The organism is Mycobacterium sp. (assembly GCF_035499775.1).
GTDB lineage: Bacteria > Actinomycetota > Actinomycetes > Mycobacteriales > Mycobacteriaceae > Mycobacterium.
The window spans coordinates 1-2341 of sequence record NZ_DATJYB010000314.1 but is presented as its reverse complement, the minus strand read 5'-3'; the positions used below and the strand labels follow the sequence as shown (position 1 = coordinate 2341).

Below are 2341 nucleotides of genomic sequence, written 5' to 3'. Positions count from 1 at the left end.
TATCGCGGCGGCGGAAGCCTCGGAGTCATATAGTCCAGGCATTCAAGTTCAAAGGGGAAGCAACATGGCTGAGCAGCGTGGACTGGTGCTGGTCGCGGGATACCAGGATCTCGAGGCTGCGCGTAGCGAATTCGATGCGCTGTCACGGCAGGTCGAGGATAAGACCATCGCGCTGCGCGGTGCGGTGCTCGTCGGCAAGGATGCTGACGGTAAGCCGCTGCTCATCGACACCGGCAACCACGCCGGCCGCCGCGGCGCCGCTTGGGGCGCCGGAGTCGGACTCGCCGTCGGATTGTTCGCACCGGCGTTGTTGGCGTCGGCCGCAGTTGGCGCCGCGGCCGGGGCACTAACCTAGATTTTGCATAAAACTCGGTGTGACACGGGCTTTAGGTTGGCGAAAGCGCCTGTCCTGCAAGGAATAATGAGACTTCTCTACGGTCCACGATTCCGAACGGGAAGGCACTTTCCAGGTGAAGAGTAGCGCAGCACGATCCAGGTTGGCCATCAGCGCGGACGCGCGTGGCGTGGTGTCACATGCCGGGGTCGGCATGTTGCGGGAACTCGCGGATCTGACTGGGCTGTCATCGCAGGTCACCGGGGCGTTGGCAGATACCTACCGCGGGCCGTGGACCCATGCGCCCGGGGAGGTGTTCGCCGATCTTGCGGCGGCGGTGGCCGATGGCGCGGATTGCGTCGACAGGGTCGGCCAGTTGTGGGGTGACCGATCCCATGTGTTTGGGCAGGTCGCGTCGACAACCACCTTGTGGCGGCTGCTCGACGAGCGGATTGACGCGACGCATTTGCCGCGGATCCGCGCGGCGCGCGCCTATGCCCGCAAGCAGGCCTGGGCCGCGGGAGCGGCTCCCGACCATGATGGCTGGCTGCATTTGGATGTCGATGCCACCATCACCATCGATCACTCCGACAACAAGGAGAACGCCGCCGCGACCTGGAAGCACACCTTTGGAATGCACCCGCTGCTGGTGTTTTTGGACCGGCGTGAAATCGCCGCCGGGGAAGCTCTGGCCGGGCTGCTGCGTCCCGGTAATGCCGGCAGCAACACCGCCGCCGATCACATCACTGTGCTCGGTGCGGCGCTGGAGTCGTTGCCGCCGTCCTACCGGCCGGGCCCCGAAAACCAGGATGCACCAAAGATTTTGATCCGCTCCGACTCCGCCGGCGCTACCTACGCCTTCGCCGCTGCCTGCCGCAAATCCGGTGTCGGGTTCTCCTTCGGCACCGCGATCGACACCCGCATCCGCGACGCCACCGAGGTGCTCAACACCGCTGCGGCGTGGTATCCGGCGATCGATGCCGACGGCGGGATCCGCGACGGCGCGTGGGTCGCCGAAGCTACCGACCTGGTGGACCTGTCGGCATGGCCGGAAGGGACCCGGCTGATCCTGCGCAAGGAACGCCCCCATCCGGGTGCCCAGCTGCGGTTCACCGACTCCGACGGGCACCGGGTCACCGGGTTCATCACCGACACCCCCGACGGGGTCGTGCCCGGCCAACTCCCCGGCCTGGAACTGCGCCACCGCCAACACGCCCGAGTGGAGGACCGCATCCGTGAGGCCAAGGCCACCGGGCTGCGCAATCTCCCGTTCAACTCGTTCGACGCGAACAAGGCATGGCTTGAAATCGTCATGACAGCAACAGATCTGGTCGCATGGGCCAAACTGATCGGCTTCACCGATCACCCCGATCTGGCCCGGTGCGAAATCGACACCTTCCGCTACCGGGTCCTGCACGTCGCCGCCCGCATCACCCGCAGCGCCCGACGCACCCGGCTCGCGATCGACACCACCTGGCGGTGGGCCAAAGCGATCGCCACTGCCTGGACACGCATCCGCGCGGCATTCACCTGAACCCCGACACCCCTGCCCCAACGAGACGAAAGCCCCACCGGCCTCAGGAAAGCCCGCCCCACCGGAGCGACACCGGGCGACTTGTTATGCCCGCCCGCAATAATCAACCGCCCAAGCCCGCCGGAACCGGCGAATCACTCCTCGGCGTCCCCGCATGCAAAATCGAGGTTAGTGTCGCGTTCGTGTCGGCGGAAGAGCATCAAAAAGTAGGTCTGCATCACCGCGAAAATAAACGCCGTGCTGATGCCAAACAGCAGCACGCCGTTCACCCCCTCGAGCACGCTTATCATCTGGTACCGGGATGGCAACACTAATCCCGGTATGTCGAGCGTGGTCATGGTGCCAAGGGAATAGATCGACGCTTCAGTGAACGAGCCGAACGCGCCGAGCCAGCTAAATGCCGACGCCCAGAGCATCCCCTCCAGCCCGTGCAGAACCGCCAATATCATTGCGACCAATCCGATGCTGCCGAT

The 2341-nt window shown here is 65.0% G+C and carries 1 protein-coding gene and 2 pseudogenes; 2 read left to right on the top strand and 1 reads right to left on the bottom strand.

Features of this window, described 5'->3' with window-relative positions:
- Positions 1 to 64 precede the first annotated feature (64 nt).
- Positions 65 to 349, top strand: a pseudogene (locus VML93_RS19905) (sulfatase); the annotation flags it as partial.
- Positions 350 to 470: 121 nt separating this feature from the next.
- The gene (locus VML93_RS19900; RefSeq protein ID WP_325613318.1) at positions 471 to 1868 is read left to right on the top strand and encodes an IS1380 family transposase; all 1398 of its coding nucleotides are present in this window, start codon (positions 471 to 473) and stop codon (positions 1866 to 1868) included.
- A 134-nt stretch (positions 1869 to 2002) separates the two neighbouring features.
- On the opposite strand, the pseudogene VML93_RS19895 reads toward VML93_RS19900, so the two are convergent.
- Positions 2003 to 2341: pseudogene (locus VML93_RS19895) on the bottom strand (hypothetical protein); the annotation flags it as partial.